Source organism: Lachnospira eligens (assembly GCF_009680455.1).
Taxonomy (GTDB): domain Bacteria; phylum Bacillota; class Clostridia; order Lachnospirales; family Lachnospiraceae; genus Lachnospira; species Lachnospira eligens_A.
Genome location: NZ_WKRD01000010.1, coordinates 25956 through 47868, shown reverse-complemented (window position 1 = coordinate 47868; position 21913 = coordinate 25956). Strand labels below are relative to the sequence as shown.

General features: G+C 39.9%; 25 protein-coding genes. 5 read left to right on the top strand and 20 right to left on the bottom strand.

Annotation, left to right across the window (positions count from 1 at the left end):
- Positions 1 to 152: 152 nt before the first annotated feature.
- Positions 153 to 548: a replication initiator protein A gene (locus GKE48_RS12605; protein WP_087275076.1), complete on the bottom strand. Its 396-nt coding sequence runs from the start codon at positions 546 to 548 to the stop codon at positions 153 to 155.
- A 111-nt stretch (positions 549 to 659) separates the two neighbouring features.
- Positions 660 to 1073, bottom strand: a complete 414-nt coding sequence (locus GKE48_RS12600; protein ID WP_154301221.1) for a cysteine-rich VLP domain-containing protein — start codon at positions 1071 to 1073, stop codon at positions 660 to 662.
- Positions 1074 to 1433: 360 nt separating this feature from the next.
- Between GKE48_RS12600 and GKE48_RS12595 the strand changes: the two genes are divergently transcribed.
- From GKE48_RS12595 to ant(6), 3 genes are all read left to right on the top strand, one after another.
- Positions 1434 to 2234, top strand: a complete 801-nt coding sequence (locus GKE48_RS12595) for a helix-turn-helix domain-containing protein (protein WP_118573097.1) — start codon at positions 1434 to 1436, stop codon at positions 2232 to 2234.
- A gap of 38 nt (positions 2235 to 2272) precedes the next feature.
- Positions 2273 to 2842, top strand: coding sequence for a DNA-3-methyladenine glycosylase I (locus GKE48_RS12590; RefSeq protein WP_005934810.1), 570 nt, complete (start codon positions 2273 to 2275; stop codon positions 2840 to 2842).
- 183 nt (positions 2843 to 3025) lie between these two features.
- On the top strand, positions 3026 to 3892 hold the full coding sequence (ant(6), locus tag GKE48_RS12585; protein ID WP_006426509.1) for an aminoglycoside 6-adenylyltransferase: 867 nt from the start codon (positions 3026 to 3028) through the stop codon (positions 3890 to 3892).
- 598 nt (positions 3893 to 4490) lie between these two features.
- On the opposite strand, the gene GKE48_RS12570 is transcribed toward ant(6), so the two are convergent.
- From GKE48_RS12570 to GKE48_RS12490, 17 genes are all read right to left on the bottom strand, one after another.
- Positions 4491 to 4628, bottom strand: coding sequence for a helix-turn-helix domain-containing protein (locus GKE48_RS12570; protein WP_154301220.1), 138 nt, complete (start codon positions 4626 to 4628; stop codon positions 4491 to 4493).
- Positions 4629 to 5095: 467 nt separating this feature from the next.
- Complete coding sequence (locus GKE48_RS12565; protein WP_154301219.1) at positions 5096 to 5512, bottom strand: M67 family metallopeptidase; 417 nt, start codon at positions 5510 to 5512, stop codon at positions 5096 to 5098.
- A gap of 251 nt (positions 5513 to 5763) precedes the next feature.
- The gene (gene thiF / locus GKE48_RS12560; RefSeq protein WP_022098033.1) at positions 5764 to 6570 is read right to left on the bottom strand and encodes a thiazole biosynthesis adenylyltransferase ThiF; all 807 of its coding nucleotides are present in this window, start codon (positions 6568 to 6570) and stop codon (positions 5764 to 5766) included.
- Positions 6570 to 6779, bottom strand: coding sequence for a sulfur carrier protein ThiS (gene thiS / locus GKE48_RS12555; protein WP_012738891.1), 210 nt, complete (start codon positions 6777 to 6779; stop codon positions 6570 to 6572). Before thiS ends, thiF begins: the two co-directional genes overlap by 1 nt.
- A gap of 18 nt (positions 6780 to 6797) precedes the next feature.
- A complete protein-coding gene (locus GKE48_RS12550) occupies positions 6798 to 7115 on the bottom strand; it encodes a thioredoxin family protein (RefSeq protein ID WP_154301218.1) in 318 nt (105 codons plus the stop codon).
- 14 nt (positions 7116 to 7129) lie between these two features.
- Entirely contained in the window at positions 7130 to 7381 is a 252-nt protein-coding gene (locus tag GKE48_RS12545) for a sulfurtransferase TusA family protein (RefSeq protein ID WP_022098035.1), read from the bottom strand.
- On the bottom strand, positions 7374 to 8240 hold the full coding sequence (locus tag GKE48_RS12540) for a 4Fe-4S binding protein (RefSeq protein WP_022098036.1): 867 nt from the start codon (positions 8238 to 8240) through the stop codon (positions 7374 to 7376). The genes GKE48_RS12545 and GKE48_RS12540 overlap by 8 nt, the downstream gene beginning before the upstream one ends.
- A 25-nt stretch (positions 8241 to 8265) precedes the next feature.
- Positions 8266 to 9501: an O-acetylhomoserine aminocarboxypropyltransferase/cysteine synthase family protein gene (locus GKE48_RS12535; RefSeq protein ID WP_154301217.1), complete on the bottom strand. Its 1236-nt coding sequence runs from the start codon at positions 9499 to 9501 to the stop codon at positions 8266 to 8268.
- Positions 9502 to 9659: 158 nt separating this feature from the next.
- Positions 9660 to 10091 carry an RrF2 family transcriptional regulator gene (locus tag GKE48_RS12530; protein WP_055216714.1) on the bottom strand — a complete coding sequence of 144 codons (432 nt, stop codon included), beginning with the start codon at positions 10089 to 10091 and terminating at the stop codon, positions 9660 to 9662.
- A 91-nt stretch (positions 10092 to 10182) separates the two neighbouring features.
- Positions 10183 to 11871, bottom strand: a complete 1689-nt coding sequence (locus GKE48_RS12525; RefSeq protein ID WP_173016940.1) for a S8 family peptidase — start codon at positions 11869 to 11871, stop codon at positions 10183 to 10185.
- Between the two features lie 99 nt (positions 11872 to 11970).
- A complete protein-coding gene (locus GKE48_RS12520; RefSeq protein ID WP_055288081.1) occupies positions 11971 to 12375 on the bottom strand; it encodes a hypothetical protein in 405 nt (134 codons plus the stop codon).
- A 106-nt stretch (positions 12376 to 12481) separates the two neighbouring features.
- A complete protein-coding gene (yfcE, locus tag GKE48_RS12515; RefSeq protein ID WP_012738882.1) occupies positions 12482 to 13018 on the bottom strand; it encodes a phosphodiesterase in 537 nt (178 codons plus the stop codon).
- 34 nt (positions 13019 to 13052) lie between these two features.
- Positions 13053 to 13733, bottom strand: coding sequence for a type IV toxin-antitoxin system AbiEi family antitoxin domain-containing protein (locus tag GKE48_RS12510; RefSeq protein WP_154301215.1), 681 nt, complete (start codon positions 13731 to 13733; stop codon positions 13053 to 13055).
- A gap of 23 nt (positions 13734 to 13756) precedes the next feature.
- Positions 13757 to 14458, bottom strand: a complete 702-nt coding sequence (locus tag GKE48_RS12505; RefSeq protein ID WP_243138506.1) for a hypothetical protein — start codon at positions 14456 to 14458, stop codon at positions 13757 to 13759.
- Positions 14459 to 14556: 98 nt separating this feature from the next.
- Entirely contained in the window at positions 14557 to 15174 is a 618-nt protein-coding gene (locus tag GKE48_RS12500) for an epoxyqueuosine reductase QueH (protein WP_118391088.1), read from the bottom strand.
- Position 15175: 1 nt separating this feature from the next.
- Positions 15176 to 16240: a histidinol-phosphate transaminase gene (gene hisC / locus GKE48_RS12495; RefSeq protein WP_055216729.1), complete on the bottom strand. Its 1065-nt coding sequence runs from the start codon at positions 16238 to 16240 to the stop codon at positions 15176 to 15178.
- A 27-nt stretch (positions 16241 to 16267) separates the two neighbouring features.
- Entirely contained in the window at positions 16268 to 17455 is a 1188-nt protein-coding gene (locus GKE48_RS12490; protein WP_055216731.1) for a pyridoxal phosphate-dependent aminotransferase, read from the bottom strand.
- Positions 17456 to 17587: 132 nt separating this feature from the next.
- Here GKE48_RS12490 and GKE48_RS12485 point away from each other — a divergent pair, with 132 nt between their 5' ends.
- On the top strand, positions 17588 to 19288 hold the full coding sequence (locus GKE48_RS12485) for a glycosyltransferase family protein (protein ID WP_154301213.1): 1701 nt from the start codon (positions 17588 to 17590) through the stop codon (positions 19286 to 19288).
- A 12-nt stretch (positions 19289 to 19300) separates the two neighbouring features.
- Positions 19301 to 20275, top strand: coding sequence for a glycosyltransferase family 2 protein (locus GKE48_RS12480; protein WP_154301212.1), 975 nt, complete (start codon positions 19301 to 19303; stop codon positions 20273 to 20275).
- 471 nt (positions 20276 to 20746) lie between these two features.
- Here the strand turns inward: GKE48_RS12480 and GKE48_RS12475 are convergent, their stop codons facing one another.
- On the bottom strand, positions 20747 to 21883 hold the full coding sequence (locus GKE48_RS12475; RefSeq protein ID WP_154301211.1) for an ROK family transcriptional regulator: 1137 nt from the start codon (positions 21881 to 21883) through the stop codon (positions 20747 to 20749).
- Between the last annotated feature and the right edge of the window lie 30 nt (positions 21884 to 21913).

Sequence of the window (21913 nt, the reverse complement as noted above, 5' to 3'; positions counted from 1 at the left end):
GGGGTTTTCCACAGGGAAAATCCCGCAGAAAATAGCTCGGATAGGATTGGAATGGATAGAATATAAATCAATCTTTTTATCTTTGTATTTCTATATACCGTCCGGTTTTCGTACGTCTCAGGAGTGATTTCCGTACTTCATGGGTACGGTTTTCAGTCCTCCGGCGTACCAGAACCGGATTTCTTGAAGTCGGTGTTTGGAACCGCTTCATAGGATTTTGGGAAAATGCGGTTGGGTTTTCCGCAGCCCTGCTTCTGGATTTCCACCAGTCCGGCGTATTGCAGTTCCCGCAGGGTATTCACCGCTTTCTGCCGCCCACAATGGAGCAGGTCAACCACCTCACAGATAGGGTAATACAGGAAAATCCGTCCGCAGTCATCCGCCCACCCATTCTTGCGGGATAACTCTGTCCGGCGCAAGATAAAGGCGTACAGAACCTTTGCCTCGTTGGACAGGGGCTTGAATGTGGGGGCTTCAAAGAGGAAATTCGGGAGCCGGGTGAAGCTGAACGCCTTTTCCGGCTGATGGATATAGATGGTATTTGTCATAGTGCGTTTTGTGGACGGTTAGAAGCCCGTTTTCCGGGGCGGGCGATACTTTATACCACCTGCCCCGGTTTGGGGCTTGCGGAGCCTGATAAATCAAGGCTTTTTTCGCTCCTAACTGTCCACAGCAGACCTCCTTTTCCGTTCACTTTCTGTTTTCTGCCGCCTGTGAACTCTGACGGCACAGCCGGGGCAGTATTTTGCCCGGTTGGATTTGGGGACGAACACACCGCCGCAGACCACACAGCGTTTCAAGTCCTTATCCCGGAAAATCTCCGCTTCCAGCGTCCCGTCCAGCGGCAAGACCGCCCAGCGGAACCACTTACAGCAGACCGAGAAAGAAACTGTCTGCGGGCAGGTGCAGGTGTCCCCATCATCAAGGACAATGCAGTTGCCGTCCTCAAAGCAACAGCACTCCCGGCGTATCAGGCTGGCCGCCTGTTTCTTCTGCGCCGGTGTCATGCGGTAAAGGGAACCGTCCGGCTTGCGTTCCAGCGGCGGCAAGTCTTTATAGGGGTTATCTCTCATGCGTTCCCTCCATTTTGCTTTCCGTTGCCGTTCTCCCCGAAAAGGTTTCCTGCCCCATTCCTGCGGCGTGTTCCGGCGTTGGCACGCTCCCCATACTTCGGGACATTTTGTCCCGAAGTCCGGCTCCTTGCGGTGCTTCCCCAGCCGGGGTATCCCTTTTCGGACGGTCATTCTGTTTTCAAGGTGCTGTCCATCGATGAACTACCCTAAGTCTACACCTAAATGACCGCCCGTTCCGTATATCCGAAAGGTGGGAAATCGGCTTAAGAAACAGGCTATTTCCACGCTCTCGGAATTGTGGTAAAATAATAAGTACAGAGTGACAAATTGGAATTTATCGGGCAGACAAGGAGGGAGAGCATGGAGTTATCCATACAGGAACGGCTAAAAGACCTGCGTGTGGAGCGTGGGCTGACATTGGAACAACTTGCGGAGCAGACCCATCTCTCCAAGTCTGCTTTGGGCAGTTATGAGGGGGACAAGTTCAAAGACATCAGCCACTATGCCCTTATTGAGTTAGCAAAGTTTTACGAAGTGACTGTTGATTATCTGCTGGGCCGTTCCCAAACAAAAAATCACCCAAACGCCGATCTTGCAGACCTGCGTTTGAGCGACGATATGATTGAACTATTGAAAAGCGGGCGGGTGGACAATTCCCTTTTGTGTGAACTGGCGACCCACCCGGATTTTCCCCGGCTCATGGCCGACCTTGAAATCTATGTGAACGGCGTGGCGGGAAAACAGGTACAGAGTGCAAACGCCATTGTGGACGCCGTGAGTGCAACGATTATGAAACAACACAATCCCGGCTTGACTGACCCGCAGTTAAGGCAGCTTATCGCCGCCCATATTGACGACGACAGCTTTTGCCGCTATGTGATACAGCAGGACATAAACAAGATAGCCCTCGACCTGCGGGAAGCCCACAAGGACGATTTTTTCAGCGTCCCGGAGGACAATCCTCTGGAAGATTTCTTACAGACCGCCGAGGAAACCGCCAGCCCGGGCAGCGACCCGGAACAGGCGGCTATGATGTTTATCTGCAAGCGGCTCAAACTGAATTACAAGAAGCTGTCCGAGGAAGAAAGGAAGTGGCTGAAGCGGATTGCGCAGAAGTCAGATTTACTGAAAAATCCAAAGCCCCAGCGGGGGAGAAAATAAGTGGGCGACAAAAACAAATTTTACAAACGGAGGATACCATGAAGAAAGACGATAGAGAAAGATGTTCGTGGGCAACCACAGAACTCTATAAAGAATACCATGATGAGGAATGGGGAAAGCCCGTTCATGATGATAGAAAACTATTTGAAATGTTGGTTCTTGAAGGTATGCAAGCCGGATTATCATGGCTGACGATATTAAATAAAAGAGCTGCATTTAAGGAAGCCTTCAACGAGTTTGATTATCAAAAAATTGCTCTCTATGACGAAACTAAAATTGATGAGTTAATGCAAAATCCCAATATTGTTCGCAATAGATTAAAAATTAAGTCGACAATCACAAACGCACAGCAATTTATCAAAATCCAAGAAGAATACGGAAGTTTTGATAAGTTTATTTGGTCTTATGTTAAGAATAGACCGATTCATAATCATTTCAAATCGGAAGCGGACATTCCTGCAACAACGCCACTTTCAGATAGAATCAGTAAAGACTTAAAAAAACGAGGCTTTAAGTTTGTAGGCAGCACGATTATATATGCGTATATGCAGGCAATCGGAATTGTAAATGACCATGTGAAAGGTTGCTATTTGTATGTACCAGAATAATTCAATATTTCGGTACAATTTATCGAGAGATAGCAAAGCCAGCCGAGCCAGTCAACGGTCAAGATGAACGGCGCATTTCATGCGCCGCCGTTGACAGTCCCGCCCGTCTTTGCTAAAGGGTAATCAAGGCGGGAAAGCCCTAAAATGGTTTCACACCTATTTCAATAATTGGAGGAGATAAAAATGAGATCAGAAAAGGAAGTTTATGATATTGTTTTGAATTTTGCAAAAACAGACAAACGCATTCGCATGGTTACTTTGGAAGGATCTAGAACAAATACAAATATTCCGCCTGATGATTTTCAGGATTTTGATATTACTTTTTTTGTTACGGATATGGACAGCTTCACAAGTGATGATAAATGGCTAGATATATTTGGTGAAAGGTTGATTCTGCAAAAGCCGGAAGATATGGAATTATTTCCAGCTGTAGAAAAGGGATTTTCATATTTAATGCTGTTTACTGATGATGTTAAGATAGATTTAACTTTGCTGCCGCTGGAACTGATAGACGAGTATTTTACATGGGATAAACTGGTAAAGTTACTGTTGGATAAAGACAACCGTATCGTAAAGCCGCCAATACCAACGGATATAGACTACCACTTGCAGAAGCCTACTCAAAGAATGTTTGACGATTGCTGTAATGAATTTTGGAATACTACAACATATGTAGTAAAGGGCTTATGCCGCAAAGAAATTCTTTTTGCTATTGACCATATGAATGATATAGTACGAAAAGAATTGCTTCGCATGATTTCCTGGCTGATTGGTATCAAACAGGGATTTCATTTCAGTTTGGGAAAAAACTATAAATTTATGAAGCAATATGCCCCAGAGGAATTGTGGGAACGACTTATGTCCACTTATAATATGGATTCCTATCCCCATATGTGGGAATCCTTTGAACAATGTATGGCATTGTTCCGGGAGGTTTCGTCAGAAGTGGCATGCCAGTTGGATTACCAGTATCCACTATATGATGAAAAAATCAGTAATTATGTGATTCGGCAAAAGAAAAAATATGGCATTGAAGATGATAACAAATAAAATTTTTTCAATCGAAAAAATTTATTTTGATTATTCAATTTTGAAAAACTGAATACCTCAAAATCAGAAAGAGCGCGGACAAGCACTTTGAGGGATTGGCCGCCTTGTCCACCCATCCAGCGGGGCGGCGGGCGGCGGTCAAGGCCGGGTGTAACCCCGTTCATTTCAGCCTTGACGGTTGCCCGCTGTCCTGCTACTTTTCCGGGAGTGTGGCCACAACTTCGGGACACTTTGTCCACAAGTCGGAGCGTAGGACGAGGGACGGGGGCTTTCATATACGCCCAGTCTGCTGTTGAAACCAGACCTGTGCTTACGGCTCTACGCCACGCAAGCACAGCCCTGTTTTCCTGCCGCTTCAAATGCCCTTGCCCTCCCCGGCGGCAACGGCATTTTCACGGCAACGCCGACAGAGCGTATAACACACTACACTTTGCTTCGCAAAGTCGTGTGCCAAATGGGGGCGTTGCCCCCTTTGGAAACCCCCACAAGAAAAGGCGATATGCTACCCCTCCACGGGGCGCATACCGCCTTTTCTTGTTATCCAGCCCTCCGGCTGTATCGGTTGAGCAAAAGTCAGCGTGGGATTGATGTGGTATCTTTATCTAAGTGAACCCCCTTTTTCCCATCTTGAAATTGCCTTATTGGTTACACCAATTAAATCACCAAGTTCAACCTGGGTATACCCTTTTTTAATCCTCGCATTCCTTATAAGCTCGCCCGTCTTCTGCTTATCCATATGTCGTCCTCCTTGATTGTCAATTAATTTCACAGCACTGTCTGTTTATTAAAATGTTACTAACAAATGCCTGAAATATCAATCCAGCGTAGCGAGAATCGCGTAGTTTCCTCATTTTCCTTCCATACATAAAAAACCCCTTCACTTAACATAAAGCGAAGAGGTGATTTTCAAACCATTCATTTTCGTTCTCTGCCTATATAATCATATCTTCTTGCTCTCTTATAGGCATATTTTCCACTTTTTCTCCATTTTAGTTTCATATTTACCTATAAAGCTGCTTATTTCATGCCGCTTATAGGTTATTATGCTTCAAAAAACTAAAAATAATTTAAATTCTCCTTCTTTTTCCCTATAAGGATTCTTACAATGCGACTATCTATAGGTATCATGTGTATAACACCTTGTATCGGACCATTATCACTCTGCTGATGTTCTTCTTACGTACAGTATCCAGACACATTACCCTACACAATCTCCAGCACATGCTCGGTAACATTCTTATCCTTATCAACACCAAATGCCTTAAACACAGGATTATCATTATCCATAAGTGACATAATCATATATACAGCAGTTGAATCATATGCAAGTCTTTTATCTTCCTCAGAAGGTCTTGAAGGAGTCTCCGGGTGAGAATGGAAATTACCAAGCATAGTCAGGCCAAGACTTCTTGCGTCCTTGACTGCAGCAAACTGCTCTTTAGGATCCATAGTAAAATGCACATTATTATTATCAAGATTAGTAAGAAAATACACTTTCTCAATAGACTTAACATCACCATCAACAAATCCCGCAATAAGCCCACAAGATTCATTAGGAAGCCCCGATAAACAATATTGCACAACTGCATCATAATCAGATTTTTTCATTCGAATAATCATACTCATCCTCCAATAAAAATTATCACTTTCATACTTATCCAGCGTAAGCCCCGCGCACACGCACCGGCAGAGAAAACATATATAAGCAGAATAATGAGATAACCATGTGCAGTGCACTTTGGAGTCACCGGCACTTAGCAAGCCAACGCCTTCGGCGTTGGCGAGCTTAGTACCGCTGTGAACGACAAGTAGCGAAAGCGTGCCTGCACATGATTATCCCATTATTCTGCCATCACATATATTTTCTCTTATTACTTATGCATATCACATTCAGCCTGTTCATAATCAATAAGCTCATGAATTGTAGGATTATCTCCGCATATAGCACAATGATGGTCCTTTGGAAGCTTAATTGTATGGAATTCCATCTTTAAAGCATCATATGTAAGAAGTCTTCCTGTAAGAAGGTCTCCCTTGCCAATGATGTACTTGATAGCTTCCATTGCCTGAAGGCTTCCTATAACACCGCCCATTGCTCCGATAACGCCTGCCTGCTTGCATGTAGGAACTGCGTCCTTTGGTGGTGGGTTCTTGAATACACATCTGTAGCATGGTCCTTCTCCTGGTACATAAGTCATAAGCTGACCCTTGAATCTTATGATTCCGGCATGAGAAAAAGGCTTTCCAGCCATAACACACGCATCATTAATAAGGAATTTTGCAGGGAAATTATCTGTTCCATCAATGATGAAATCATAATCCTTGATAAGCTCCATAACATTCTCAGATGTAACGAATTCTCTGTAAGTCTTAACTGTTACATCAGGATTGATTGCTTCCATTGTTTCTTTAGCAGATTTAACCTTTGCCTTACCGATATCTGCTGTTGAATGGATAATCTGTCTCTGAAGATTAGATAAATCAACCTCATCAGCATCAACAATACCGATTGTTCCAACTCCGGCTGCTGCCAGATACATAGCTGCAGGAGCACCAAGTCCGCCTGCACCGATTATAAGCACGCTCGCATTAAGAAGCTTCTTCTGGCCTTTAGCTCCAACTTCCTTTAAAATAATGTGGCGTGAATACCTTTCAAGCTGTTCATTAGTAAACGCCATTAGTATGCTCCTCCTCCCATGAAATATAAGAATTCAACTGCATCGCCTTCATTTAACTTTGTTGTCTCAAAATCATCTCTCTCAACAAAATCATCATTAACAGTAACTGTTACATATTCAGGATTCTCAACATTCTCCTTAACGATAAGCTCTGCTACTGTAATTCCGTCTTCATATTCCTTCTTGTTTCCTGCAACTGTGATCTTCATAACATTCCTCCCTGTTAACTAATTTAATCCTTCAAATAATCCAAGCAGTACATCCTTAGTTGTCTTTCCTGCAATTCTGCCTGTCTCAGCACCTTTGTTGAATGCAACAAATGTAGGTGCTGCCAATACTTCATATTTAGAAGCAAGCGATTCATCAAAGTTTACATTTACCTTGTAAACATTAAGCTTTCCCTCGTAATCATCTTCAATGTCTCCTACAACCCCTGCCATCATCTTGCATGGGATGCATGAATCTGAATAGAAATCCACAAGAACCGGAAGTTCTGACTTAAGAACCAGTTCTTCGAAATTCTCTGCATTAGCTCTGGCTGCCATAAGCCCTCCTTTCCTTAATCCTCGTCTTCTACCTTTCTAACGATAAGAGTATATGTACCATCCTCATTAGCTGTAAGCTTTAATATCTGATGTCCCTCTTCCTTAATACTTCTTGGAACATTCTGAACAGGCTCGCCATCATTCATTCTGACCGCAAGAATCTGTCCGTCATCTAACTCCTCAAGTGCTACCTTTGCCTTAACAAATGTTGTTGGGCAGACCACATCAGTAATATCTACTGTATCATCAATCTCAAAATCAGCCATTGTATGCCTCCTTAATCTTCTTATAGAATTCTTCTCTTCCAACTCTGTCGAGTGTGAACTTAAATCTTTCACTTGGCTTTGCGTTGTCTGCAAAGAACTGGATTGCTGCATCACAGACACGGAATAACTGTTCTTCATTTCTGATAAGCGGAAGTGGTGATTCACCCTTGCTTATAGAATTACCAAATGTTCCTGCAAATGAAATGATATATGCAGAAGGTGCGTCCCACGCATCTGTTGGACAGGATTTAGCACATCTGCCGCAGTAATTACATTTGTCATAATCAACTGCCACCTTGCCGTCCTGCATTGTGATTGCACCTGTACGACAGGCCTTCTCACATACACCACAGCCAATACATTTGTCTTCAATCCACTTAACATCAGCAGCACCCTTGATACCAACATCATTCTCCTCTGCCTTAAGACAGTTGTTCTGACATCCTGTAACACCGAATTTGAATTTATGTGGAAGTTCTCTTCCGAAGTATCTTTCGTCTAACTTAACTGCAATGTCATATGAATCTATGTTACCGCTAGGACATATTGTATTGCCCTGACAGGCTGTGACTGTACGCACTCTCGGACCACACACACCAGGTCTGCAACCGCCCTCTGCAAGTTCTTCCTTAACAGCATCTATATCTTTAAGTTTAATAAATGGAATCTCAACGCCCTGTCTTGATGTAAGATGGACATGTCCGTCTCCATATTTTTCTGCAACTTCAGCAATCTTGGTAAGATTCTCGGCTGTAAGATATCCTCCTACAACTGCAAGACGAAGTGAGAAGTTATTCTTCTGCTTCTGTCTCATGAATCCGCCCTTCTTAAGTGTTCCATAATCAACTTTCTCTGCCATAATATCCTCATTTCCGTGCCATGCACTATTCATTATCAGTAGACTCTAAGGCTGCCCTGAAATCTTCCTTAAGATCATCTATATCTTCTATTCCTACGCTAACTCTTATCAGATCGTCATACACTCCCGAAGCTTCTTTATCCTTGTCGCTTAGATGAAGTGCAATCGTTGAAGCAGGGTGGATAACCAGTGTCTTGGTATCTCCTATGTTAGAAACAATATTAGGAATCTTTAATGCATTAATTATCTTAAATGCTCTCTCCTTGCTTCCAACCCTGAAAGTTATTATCGCACCATAGCCTTTAGTAAACTGCTTATCAGCCACTTCATGATACGGACTGCTCTCAAGTCCCGGATAATTAACTGTAATTCCTTCAAATGTGTCTAAGTATCTGGCAAGTTCATACGCATTAGAACAGTGCCTCTCCATTCTAAGCCCTAATGTCTCAAGTCCCAGGTTATTAAGAAAAGCATTCTGTGGTGAAAGACAACCACCAGTATTTCTGAATAATCCGTTACGAAGTTTAATTATATATGCCATTGGGCCGAATTTCAAATATGGTTTAAGTCCCGGATACTTTTCTTTATCAAACTTGAACTTTCCATTAAAAGTAAGTATTCCGCTTATCGCATCACTGCTTCCATTAATGTACTTTGATGATGAATTAACTACCACATCTGCGCCAAGAGTTATAGGCTGTATAAGATATGGCGTTGATACCGTATTATCAACTATAAGCGGAATTCCATGTGCATGTGCAACATCCGCTACTGCCTTAATATCTGTTACATCAAGCTTTGGATTACCGATTGTCTCTGCAAATACAACTCTTGTCTTATCTGTTATAAGTTCTTCAAAACACTCTGGCTTATTATCAGCCACATATTTCACTGTAATGCCAAAGCTTTCTAAGTCTTCAAACAGTTCGACTGTTCCACCATATAATCCACATGAAGCAACAACCTCATTACCCTGTCTTACAATATTAGCTATAGAATTAAATATTGCCGCCATTCCGGAAGAACACGCTACACTTGAAAATCCTTTTTCCAGCTTGGTAATTCTTTTTTCAAATGCTTCTATCGTCGGATTATTGATTCTCGTATATGAGAATCCCATCGCCTTATTATCAAATATTCTCTCCAGTTCTTCTGCACTCTCATGCTTAAATGCGCTTGACTGATATATAGGAACAAGTGTTGCTCCGTTGGGATAATCGTCAACGCCATCATGCAGCAGTGATGTGTTAAAACCACTCATATATTTCTCATCCTTTCATCTGTTATGCGATGAACATTCAATATTTATTGAACTGTCCATATATTAAACCCTTTTACCTAGTATGTCAATAGGTTATTTGAGAAAAAATATAACTGCCTGAACAATCTCAGGCAGTCATGAACTATCATTAACATTTACTATATAATATAACTGTCTATTCCCACATTAGAATTAACCAAATCTGCTATTGTAATATTGCTGAAGTAATCATTAACAAGCTTCTCAAAGTCTTCCCACATCTGTAAAGTCTTACATTCTGCCACCTTCGGACATCTGTTTGGCTTCTTCTCAAGACATGCTACCGGTGCAAGTGAACCCTCTGTTACAAGAAGTATGCTAAGCACTGAATAATCCTCCGGATTGCGTGCAAGCTTGTATCCGCCACCCTTTCCTCTTAATGATATGAGAAAATCATTCTTGCTTAATGTTGCAACAATCGCTTCCAGATACTTCTCAGAAATATCCTGTCTTCTGGCAATATCCATAAGTGGAATATATTCTCCTGTATTATGCTCCGCAAGATCAATCATGACCCTGAGCGCATATCTTCCCTTTGTTGAAATCTTCATATATATAACCTCTTTTCTAATAACACATTAATACTGTATGTTAAACATACTTTACCACAATGTTTGTATATTTTTCAAGTGTTAAATGAATTTATTTGGCTGGAATACTTGCCGCAACGCATAATTCTCCCCAGCCTCTGGCTGAATCAGGCCATACATTTCCCACCCGTGTTGCACCATTTATAAGGTATGCTTTAAGCTTTTCACCATACATATATTGGTCATTGCCCTTCACAATCCCCCATTCCATCAGCATTGCAGCAGCACCCGTAACCATGGGTGTTGCAAAAGATGTCCCCGTGACAGTTTTCTCCTTATTTCCTGGAATTCTTATATTAACTCCCGGTGCTGTTATGTCAGGTTTTGCATACAGCAGAAGGCCGCTTTTTACATTAACTCCCCTGCCTGAAAATGTGGCCGCACTCCCCGGAGCACGCCCATTGGCGCCAACACATATTGCCCGCCTCGAAGTCCCCGGTATTGTAAATGTGTACTCAGGCGACGGCCTTAAAAATCCTGTTGCACTGCTTAATGTCGAAACCGGAGGAAGCCACATATTAAAGAATCCATCCAACACATTTGCTGCGGTAAATCTTATATCCCATATTCCAGAAGTAATATATCCGCTTGTCGCAACTATGGCTGCATATATCTCTTCACCCATATAGAATGGTCCCGGTCCATACGCCTTTGATACGATACGCATATTCTTAATGTTATGATGCACAACCCCCGCATTTCTTTCACTTATAACCAGTCTTTCCCCTGTTGGCGCAATAAGTTCAATTCTTGCATTGTCCATTGCCCTTTTCCATATCTGTATACTTATCTGAGGCTCATAATCACCAATTGCAAGCTCTTCATCCAGTACATTTCCACTGACAAGCTGACCTGAATAATGTGTTCTGCCTTCTCCTTCATTGCCAACACCTATACATATACTGCATCTGTATGTTGAACAGCAGTCATCTATAAACATTTCAAATATAGAACTGCCCTCATGATTGCCATAAGTTCCACCATAACTTATATTAACCGCAACCGGCTGACTATATTCAATAGCTTTTCTTATGCAGTAATCAACGCCTTTCATAATCTGCGTTGTCCTTATATATGCGTTTCCCCCTGAATTTCCCAGCTTTACAATTATAATATCTGCGTCTGAAGCAACACCGCTCCTTCCACATGCAATAACTGCAACTTCATTGCCATGTCCGGTTACATCCCTAGCTGGCAGTGTCTTTACAGCTCCATTCCTGTAATCTTCCAGTATACTGTTAATTTCCTTGTCAGAATATGTAATGCCTGTTGTCTGGTCCCACAACGTCTTAATTCTTGTTTTCCCTGAATCATCAAGAAATTCACCATTTTCTATATCTATCCCAGAATCAATTACCGCTACTAGTACACCTTTTCCAGTCACGCCTCCATACTGGGTTTCTTCTGCTTTTGCAACATTAACGCAAGCTTCTGACTTTGCTGCATACAATTCAAAATATAATGCCTTAGGCTTTTCAATAAATATTATCTCCGGTTCTGTAGCAAGTGCTTCAATACTATCAATCGTTGTTCTTACAATCCAGTATCCACATAGAAGCTGCGTAAACTCAGCATTTGTATAAATGCTTCTAATCCTATCCAGACTTCCAGCTGTCTTGACAATTATCTCCCATGTTCTGTCAGAGTCATCAAACCCGGCATCCATATCAGGTACCTGCTGCCTTATATCTTCACTTGTATCAGCACTAATCTGCAATAGATTTTCAATTCTCGGATTCACATATAATTCTCCAGTTAAGCTCACATAATATCTATGCTGACATCTCCTATAACATGAAAACAGCTGATGCATACGCACCAGCCGTTAATTAGTTAAATATCATGTTTTCTTGATAAATTCTATACGACACTTAGGACACTTAATACTAATTCTGCCCTTTCCCTTAGGAACTCTTATCTTCTGCCCACAGCTTGGACATTTGAAAATTCTATGTGTCTTACTGTCCTTAATTCTTGCTCTTACCTTGTTAAACCTACTCATAAATTTATAATGAATCTTCATATACTTCTGGTTTTCAGCACTTCTTCTTGATATATTTCTTGAAAACATTCTGAAATATATGTACACAATACCAAGGAGTGCTACTGTATATATTACATTACTCCTTAAAAAGAAAGTAAGTATAATCAGAACAAGAACTACATATGATAAACATCTCGAAAGCTGGTCCATGCCATATCTTCCATACATAAATCTTGAAAAACTCTGCTTAAATCGGTTCATAAAAAACATTCCCTTTCTATATATTGAAGTAATTCACATCAACATACATATGGTAACACACAACCCAATAAAAGCAATTAAAAATGTATAAAATAAATATGATATATTAATATTCCATGTACTCTTCCCCATCGAGGTTCTTCCAGTAGAACTTATCCTCCAGTATCATATAACTGTGTTCTGAGTTTTCTTTAGGAATTGAAACTGAACCAGGATTCATGTATATGTAATTATCTCTCTTCTCACACTTAGGTACATGTGTGTGTCCGCAAAGTAGAATATCGCCTTCCTTTAATGCAGGTATATTCTTCTCATCAAGCTTGTGTCCATGTGCAAGAACGATTGATCTGTCATTGAAATTAAGATATGCCTGCTCTGCAAGTACATTAAAGTCAAGCACCATCTGGTCAACCTCTGTATCACAATTACCTCTTACGCATATAATCTCATTGCGTAAAGGATTGAGCATTGCAATAACCTCCTTAGGTGCATATTCCTTAGGCAGGTCATTTCTCGGACCATGATATAGTATATCACCTAAAAGAACGAGTCTGTCTGGCTTCTCTGCTTCATATCTTTCAAGCAGCTTTCTGCAATAATATGCAGAACCGTGTATATCTGATGCAATCATTATCTTCTTCATATTCTGTCCTTTCCTTAGATAAGCCAATTCTTAATTATCTTGCGAGCTTATTAAATGTTGGCACTTTATAATGTGAAGCATTACTTAAAAACTGAGATAAAGTATTAGGAACCTTGTATGTATCAAGTACCTTCTTCATAAAAGCAATTGATCTTTTCTTATACTTCATGCTTCGCAATACTGTTACCGCGGCCTCATCATCATAACCCCTTGCAAACTGCTTTGCATATCTTGCAAACTTAGTTTTATCAAGTTCAGGAATGTCAAAATAATTCTGGAATATCTCCATTGCCTCAATAATTCTTGTATTATCAAAATCAAGTTCTACTGCAGGTCTTTTCACCTCTATATTACCAATATGACATACAGACTGCTTACACACGTTAGAATACAAGCTTATATTATCAGACTTAACATTCGTAAGCAAATATTTGTTATACAGGTGTATTCCGGTAAACATTCCGCTTGAATTATCCTCTCCAAAGAAATAATTCAGTAAAAGCTCTGTAATATCTCCCTGTGCGTCTGATTTCTTAATATACATACCTCTTCCAACACGGATTATCTCACCCTCGTCAGAGAGCCTTTCGACAGCCCGGAAGAATGCTTCCTGATTCATCCTCTCAAATCCATGCTCATACATATCATTAGCCGACACAATTGTGCCATCTGCCACATTATCAAAGTAATCTAATATCTTATCTCTGTTCTTCATAATTCTTTAGCATAGTGAAGTTATTACACTTCTTCAAGATTAATTGTCTCTGTTTCTTCTGTATCATCATCAGATTCTTCCTTTTCAGGCTTTTCTTCTTCCTTGCTATCTGCCTTCTCATTGATTACCTTGACTTCAACCTCAACGTCTCCGTCTTTCTCATCAAATATAACATCATCATCAAAATCATCATCTGATGCAAGGCAGTCATCCTCATCAACAAAATCAGAATCTTCCTCATCTTCTTCATCGACATAGAAATTAACAGGAATAACTTCTACATTACTGCATACAGCCTTACCAATAATATATACTGTATGGATTCCTTCCTCATCAACATTATCAACAAGGTTCTTAACTCCTGCTATCTTTCTTGAAATATCACATGTTGCATTGACACCTTCTGGAAGAATAATAGTTACTGAACTTGCATTACTTGAGAAATTAATATATACATCCTTCTCAAACACTGCAAGACCAAGGTCTAGTACTGCCTTAGAAGCCACTGCTTTAAGCTCGCAGCCAGCAAATACCTCGTCTTCAACCTCTATAACCTTCTTCTCTCCGATAGCATTATACTTACGGATTTCATCATCAAAACTATCATTCTCTTCTTTAGCGAATCTTTCCTTAGTCTGCTTGAACTTATCAAAAGCAACCTTGCCTGCTACAGCAGCAGCGCCTACTCCTAAAACAACCTTAGCCAATCCATGTTTCTTTGCCATAGTATTATCCTCCAATTCACGCATTATAATGCAATCTACTCTTTAAATTTAATCACCTCAAAATCTTGTTTTAGTATATCATACTTATTGTACAAAAATCAACGCGAATAGACACATCCGCAATAATTCTGCCTGTATAGATTATACTCATGTGAAAGCTCAATAGAACGCTTATATCCCTCTTTTTTCTTAAAATCAGATAAAAGATATGGCATATCATATTCCTCTGAAAGCTTTAAACCTATTTCATTAAGCCTGACGCTGTTCTTTAGAGGACTTATTGTAAGCGTTGTCGTAAAATAATCAAATCCACCAGCCTTTGCAGTCTCACAGGTCTTTTTAAGCCGCAGCTCATAACAACGGAAGCATCTCTCCCCACCTTCTCTGCACTGTTCATATCCTTTAGCTATGTCATAGAATTCCTTAGTATCATAATCGCCTTCTATGAAAGAAACCTTATACTTTGCTGGAAATTCACTGATGAATCTCTTCTGTTCTTCAACTCTTTTTCTGTACTCTTCCTCAGCAGATATATTCGGATTATAGTAGAATACAGTTATATGGAAATAATCAGAAAGATACTCTATGCAATGGCTGCTACACGGTGCACAGCAGCTGTGAAGAAGCAGAGTCGGTACAATTCCGTCCTTCTGGAAGCCCGCTATCTTCTTATCAAGCTCTTTCTGAAAATTTCTCTGTTCAAAAGGTATTCCCATATTACTTAACCTGTCCTGTTATCTCTTCTAACGCAGCGTAAAGCTTTTCCATCTGCTCATCAGTTCCTATTGAAATTCTTAAGTAATTATCAATAAGTGGCTGGTTAAAATATCTGACAAATATGTTCTTTTCTTTAAGTTTTTCAAATATTTCCTTAGCCGAAACACTCTTGTGTGTTGCAAATATAAAGTTAGCCTTAGAGTCCGGGAATGAGAAGCCTAACTGTGAAAGTCTTTCCTTAGCATTCTCTCTGGTCTTAACTATCTTACCCACGCACTCTTCAAAGTATTCCTTATCATTGACAGACTCAATGCCATAGCTTATTGAAGTTCTGTTCATTGTGTACGAATTGAATGAGAATTTGACATCATTAAGTGCCTTTATAAGCTCTGGATTACCAAAACAGTAACCTATTCTCATACCAGCCATTGAACGTGATTTAGAAAATGTCTGTACAACCAACACATTTTCATACTTATTGACAAGCTCCATTGCTGACTTTCCGCCAAAATCAATATAAGCCTCATCAACAATAACAACTACATCCTGATTATGTTTTATAATATCTTCAACCTTATCAAGTTCCATATAAAGTGCTGTAGGAGCATTAGGGTTAGGGAATACCACTCCGCCATTCTCCTTGTAATAATCTTCTGGAATTATATTAAAATCCTTATCAAGCGGCTGCTTCTCATATGGAATTCTGTAAAGGTCAGCCCATACACTGTAGAAAGAATATGAGATATTAGGAAACAGTATTGGCTTGTCTGAATTAAAGAATGTCAGGAAACACATTGACAATACATCATCAGAACCAACTCCTACGAATACCTGATTATCATTCATTCCATAATAAGCTGCAATTGCATGTACAAGGTCTGTAACCTCAGGATCCGGATAAAGTCTTAAATCACTGATATTCATTCTCTCTGCTGCCTCATGCACCTTAGGTGTTGGAGGATATGGATTCTCGTTGGTATTAAGCTTTACAACATCTTTAACCTTAGGCTGCTCTCCCGGCACATATGGCTCAACTCTTCTGATATTCTTCTCCCATGTCTTCATATATAAGTCCTCTTCTTTCACGAATAATTATAATCCCATCTCTTTAGCAACTTCTGCAAAATGTGGTAATGAATTAACAATTGTCTCATAAGATACACAGTATGCAATTCTAACATATCCAGGGCATCCAAATGATGACGCAGGAACCATAAGGATATTGTGTTTCTTGGCTGCCTCACAGAAAACAGTTTCATCTTCAACAGGTGACTTTACGAAAAGATAGAAAGCACCCTCTGGCTTTACACACTCAAAGCCTAACCTTGTAAGTCCTTCGTATATTGCCTTTCTGTTCTTGTCATATGCCTCAAGATTAACCTGTGCATCAACACATTTTGCAACAACTCTCTGCATAAGTGAAGGCGCATTAACGAATCCTAAAATTCTTGTAGCTACAGAAGCTGCTGACTTAACATCTTCTGAATCTGTAACCTCATCAGGAATAACAAGATATCCGATTCGCTCACCTGGAAGTGAAAGCGACTTACTGTATGAATAACCAACAATAGTATTGTCGTAATATTTAGTAAGATATGGAACATCAACACCGTCATAAGCTAACTCTCTGTATGGTTCATCTGCTATTAAGTAAATCTCTGTTCCGTACTCCTTCTGCTTCTTATCCATAATAGCAGCCATCTTCTTTATAGTATCCTCTGAATATACAACACCTGTCGGGTTATTAGGATTATTAACGATAACAGCTCTTGTCTTAGGTGTTATCTTTGCTTCAAACTCGTCAAGCTTAGGCTGGAAATCCACAGTGTTAGGTGAAACAACCACTAATTTTCCGCCAAAATTGCTTACATAATTCCTGTATTCACCAAAGAATGGCGCAAATGTCATAACCTCTTCGCCCGGATTAAGTAATGTCTTGAATATTGTATTAAGCCCGCCTGCTGCTCCAACAGTCATTACAATATTAGTATGGTTAAAATGTGTTCCGAATCTTCTATTAAGTGACTCAGCTATAGTCTGTCTCACATCCTCATATCCTGCATTACTCATATAGCCATGTATAAATGTTGATTCTTCATTATCTACTATATCCTTAACTGCTTCATTAACCTCTGCAGGTGCTGGAACATTAGGGTTACCAAGTGAGAAATCATACACATTCTCTGCTCCGTATAACTTGGCAAGTCTGTTGCCTTCCTCGAACATTGCACGGATTACCGAACTGTTTTTTACTAAAGAAACCATTGAATCAGCTATCATTGTTTATATCCTCCCAAAAAAATATGACTACATTATAATCAAAATCATTTGATTTTACAACTTTCAATAGATGTAATCATATGTTATTATTTAGATTAGTATTTCATTAATTCCAACTGGGGGAAGAATATTATGTCTAAAACTCTTTATTCAGTATACAGATATATTGTTTTAGGTCTGTTTCTTATTATTAACATATGGCTGTTTCTGCTAAGCATTTTCAGTACGAGCAGACTGACATCTGATGCAAGTGAACACACTTATTACACAGGAGACCATGCATGGCTTCATATAATCATACTTGTAGTTCTTATTGCTGCAGTCTTTTATCTTGTGAGAAATAACATTTTCACCAGAATTAACAGTTATCTTTCCAATAACGAGAAAACATTTATACGAATCCGCAATATATGTCTTATTATAATTGGTATAAGCGGTGCTGCCTGGGTTCTGCTTACGCAGAGTAATGCAGGCGCTGACCAGTATTATGTACTTGATGCTGCAAGAGGACTTAGAAACGGTGATTATTCGGCATTCCGGTACAATGGCTATATAGCAAAATACACTAACCAGATTGGGCTTCTGTTCATTGAATACATTATAGGTTTCATAGTTGGTGACTATAATTACTTATTCTGGCAGCTTCTTAATGTTGTTATGATTGTATTCACTTACAAGATGTTTTCTGACATACTTGGGATTTTAAAGCTTCCGCGGATTGCAAGCCTGTCCACTATTATACTGGGAATTCTGTTTTTCCCATGGACTCTCTACAGCGTATTCATATATGGCAATATTGCAGGATTATTCTTTGCCACTTCCGCTTTCAAATACACAATGCTTTTTATTGACAGCCTTAAAGAATTTAACAGCTTTAAGATTTCATATATTGTTATAAGTGCTGTTTCCATGATGTTAAGCGTTATGGTTAAAAATAATTATCTTATATTCATGATTGCACTCATAATCTATACGGTTGCAGAAGCACTAAGACACAGAAATATACAGATTATTCTTGTTACATGTGCCGTAATTGCAGGATTTGCAATTCAGGCCGTTGTTCCAAAGCTTGTTATAGAAAAGATTTCCGGCTGCAATCTTGGAAGCGGTGCTTCAAGCTGGACATGGATTGCCATGGGACTTCACCCATCTGATGGCAATGTTTATGCAGACGGCTGGTACAGCGGACGTATTGCTGCATTTTACGAGAATAACGATTACGATACTAAGAAAGAAGCTGAGGTTTCTAAAGCAGAGATTAAAGGTTATATTGACACATATAAAAACAACCACAAAGCATTTACATCATTTCTTTCGAAGAAAGTTGCCTCTCAGTGGAATAACCCTGAATTCCAGTGTTTCTGGATAACCAATGTCCGCAGCAGTGATATTGAGAAAAGCCCTGTTATCTCGGATATTCTTTCACTAAAGGGAAGTTCAACATTTATCGCATTTCTTAATATAATGCAGAGTATTATTTTATTTGGAAGTATGCTTTATGCTGTGAATACACTTATTGAAGGTACTTTCGCAGGTGCTGCTGTGCTTCCTCTTACTTTTATAGGTGGTTTCATATTCCACCTGTTCTGGGAAGGCAAATGCCAGTACACGCTTCCTTATTTCATGCTGTTACTGCCTCTTAGTATTATTGGTTTTTACAGCATGGCAAAGAAACTGTCCTCAGTCACAAAGAAGCATTTATACAAATGTGGTGTATTCGCTGTAATTCTTTTATTCATAGCAATTATATTCAACCGTTTTATTATTCTTAATCAGGATAATAAGAGTTACAGACAATACAGGGAATACACTATTGAACAACAAAAACTTTAACGGGAGGTTTTTATGAACAGACCTGATTGTTTATATATTGTAATTCCATGCTACAACGAGGAACAGGTTCTGCCTGTTACCTCAGGCATGTTTCTTGATGAACTTAACCATCTAATCAAAGCCGGCAAAATCAGTTCTGGCAGCAGAATAATGTTTGTCAATGATGGAAGTTCTGACAGTACATGGGATATAATTACGGATTTATCAAAGAAGGATGAACATTTCATCGGAATAAGCCAGAGCCGTAACCGCGGACACCAGAGCAGTGTGCTTGCCGGTCTTATGGAGGCTTCCCAGTATGCTGATATGACTATATCTATAGATTGTGACGGACAGGATGATATTCATGCAATGGAAGATATGGTTGACGCTTACCACGATGGCTGTGATATCGTCTATGGTGTAAGAAATGACCGTTCAACAGATACATTTTTTAAAAGAAACACAGCCAAAGGCTTCTATAAAATCATGGCAAAGCTTGGCGCAGAAACTGTATATAACCATGCCGATTACAGGCTTTTATCAAAGCGTGTGATTAATGAACTGGCACAATTCAAAGAAACTAATCTGTACCTTCGTGGGCTTATCCCGCTTGTCGGTTTTAAGAGCTCAAGCGTATATTATTCAAGAAGCGAACGACTTGCCGGAAAGTCGCACTATCCTTTCAGCAAAATGCTTAACCTTGCATTAAACGGCATAACAAGCCTTAGTGTAAAACCACTCCGTCTTGTTATGTCACTTGGTATTATCGTTTCAATCCTCAGCTTTATCGGTGTTATATGGGCTGTCGTTGACAACCTGCTCGGCAACACAGTAACCGGCTGGGCAAGCACAGTATGTATCGTATGCTTCATGGGGGGAATACAGCTTATGTGCCTCGGGGTTATCGGGGAATACATCGGGAAGATATATATGGAGGTCAAGAATAGACCCAGGTTTATTATCAGCGAGAGGACTTATGAGTGCAATGAAGATGAAAAGTCTTGATGAGTGATACTGGAAACTCATTTCCTATAAAACACTCATGTATGTGTTTCTTATGTGTTTATTTTCGCTTCTGTCCTATTAGAATCCTCATACCTGTTAATTTATAGGTAACTTTTCATATAATTCACGATTTTTCAGCCTGTAAGTATCTTTTTCTCAGGTTCTTATCCTATAAAACCCATTATTTCAACTAATTTATAGGAGTTTTCCAACCAATTTCAGCAAAAATTCTTCTTCAAAGCAAAAAAACACCTATAAGAAGTCATTAATCGACTCCTTATAGGTATTTTAAGCATTATTTTTATCTATCTTAATAGTCAGATTTGAAATTCACCTATAAATCACACACTTTACATCTTTTTTATAGGTAAACACAGAGGCATTCCAAGCTTATGCAACCCTCTGACGCATCATAGCATTCAGCACTCATGCAGCAAGAATCACTACTTCACGCTATCTTATAAGCTTTCATTATTCCACACCATCAATAAATCTGGCAACAAAACTTAATGCTGCACCAAGCCCTGATTTTCTGCCACCGCCATCTGATATTCTTAAATAATCCGCATCAGTATCAAAGGAATAATCATTAACAAGACGTTCTTTAATACTATTATCATATTGCTTAAGATATGGTGCAACTGTTCCGCCAAGAACAATATCACAGTCCATCATCGTGTATATGTTATTAATTCCAAGAGCCAGATTGTCCATATATTCATCTAACACATTGGAATTATTCTTATTTCCCTGCGCTGCCAGTTCAAAGAAATTGTCAAGTGTCATATCAAGCTCTGATGATAATACCTTTTCTGAAACATATGCTTCAAAACAGCCCTTCTTACCACACAGGCACTGCTTTCCTCCAGGGTGAATAACCATATGTCCGAATTCGCCACCACGGTTATGAACACCATTTCTGATTGCGGAAGCGTTAATATATGCACCTCCGACACCTTCACCAAGCATAATATATATTTTTTCATCTTCAGGCTTTCCATTAAACCAGTGGTCTGCGTATGCCTCTGCCCTCGCATCGTTCATCACTACGACCGGATAATCAATAGCTGATATAAGCCTTGTAAAATCATAGTTCTTAGCTTTTAATGGTGGTGCTGAGATAAGAATCTGCTTTTCATCATCAAGTATTCCTGGAACTGTAACGCCAACTCCCAGAATGTCATCTGCGTCTGCTCCAACATAATCCACTGCATGTCTTACCGCATCTGTAAGCTTCTCAATATATGCACTGCTCTTGCTAAAATGTGCTTTAACAGCCATACTGTATATAATCTGGCCTTTAAGCCCGACTACATCTACATTAATATAGTCAGCTTTGATATTCACGCTGATAGCTTTTCTTGCATTATTATTAATAGTAATTGCCTGTGCCCTTCTTCCACCCGTTGAAGTGAAATTGCCAACATATTCTATAAGCCCATCTTCCATGAGCATCTTAAGATTCTGATTGACCGTCGGCAGAGACAGACCTAACTGGTCTGCTATCTCCTGCCTTGATATCTTATCCGAATTATATATCAGTCTGAATATACGGTTTTTATTAAGTTTTTTTACATCCGTGTTCGTTAGTTTCTGTGATGAATCCATCCATTACCTCTCGCTTAATCCCGGTTAACT